Origin of the sequence: Streptomyces carpinensis (assembly GCF_002154505.1) — a bacterium.
Taxonomy (GTDB): Bacteria; Actinomycetota; Actinomycetes; order Streptomycetales; family Streptomycetaceae; genus Streptomyces; species Streptomyces carpinensis.
This window is the reverse complement of sequence record NZ_MUBM01000613.1, coordinates 1-973: the sequence shown is the minus strand read 5'-3', so window position 1 is coordinate 973 and position 973 is coordinate 1. Positions and strand designations below refer to the sequence as shown.

2 protein-coding genes are annotated in these 973 nt (G+C 72.4%); both read left to right on the top strand.

Translation table 11 applies throughout. The features are described from left to right. Positions 1 to 191 precede the first annotated feature (191 nt). Positions 192 to 707 carry an NUDIX hydrolase gene (locus BZY54_RS47035; RefSeq protein ID WP_086731432.1) on the top strand — a complete coding sequence of 172 codons (516 nt, stop codon included), beginning with the start codon at positions 192 to 194 and terminating at the stop codon, positions 705 to 707. A 48-nt stretch (positions 708 to 755) separates the two neighbouring features. Next, a partial coding sequence (locus tag BZY54_RS47030) for a YidH family protein (protein ID WP_143668368.1) occupies positions 756 to 973 on the top strand: 218 nt, incomplete at its 3' end.

Genomic DNA, 973 nt, shown 5'->3' with positions numbered 1-973 from the left:
CGACCGGCTGCGCACCGACATCGGCGCGCACCGCCGTGCCGCAGGGCATGGCCGGGTGCAGGCCGAGGAGGACGATGCCCGTGACGATCGCGCCGAGGAACGCGACCTCCAGCACCGCTGACCGGCACGCGCCGGGCCACCCGTTCGGCGGGCGGTCCGACGGCCGCGGCGGTCCCTGCTTGGATGTCGGTATGAACCCTGCGGAGGAGATTCTCGACATCGTCGACGACAACGACCGGGTCGTGGGACAGCTCCCGCGCGGCGAGGTCTACGGCAAGGGACTGCGGCACCGCTGCGTCTTCGTCCAGGCCCGGGACGCCGACGGCCGGCTCTTCGTGCACCGCCGCACCGCCACCAAGCTGGTCTTCCCCTCGCTCCACGACATGTTCGTCGGCGGGGTCGTCGCGGCCGGCGAGAGCTACGACGACGCGGCACTGCGCGAGGCCGAGGAGGAGCTGGGGGTCACGGGGCTGCCCCGGCCGGAGTACCTGTTCAAGTTCCTGTACGACGACGGCGCCGGCCGGAGCTGGTGGTCGGCGGTGTACCAGGTCCGCTGCGAGCTGCCGGTGCGGCCGCAGGCCGAGGAGGTCGCCTGGCACGACTTCCTGCCGCAGGACGAGGTGGAGCGCCGGCTGCGCGAGTGGGAGTGGGTGCCGGACGGCCTCGCGGCCTACGAGCGGCTGAAGGCCTACCGGTCCATGGGGTGAGATGACCACCCGGTCCGCCGCCGTCCCCGCCTGAGTAAGGTCCCTGGCGTGATCGAACTCGTACGGAACGTCCGCCTGTGGTTCGCCCCCGAGGAGGTCAGGAAGGAGGGCCACACCCCGGACTACCGCTTCTCGCTGGCCAACGAGCGCACCTTCCTGGCCTGGCTGCGCACCGCCCTCGCCCTGATCGGCGGCGGTTTCGCGGTGGACCAGTTCCTGCCGAACCTGCGCTGGGGCTGGCGCATCGGGCTGGCGCTCGCCCTGCT

Coding starts and splice junctions, on each gene's coding strand:
- BZY54_RS47035 (WP_086731432.1), top strand. CDS start 192: ATGAACCCTGCGGAGGAGATTCTCGACATCGTCGACGACAACGACCGG.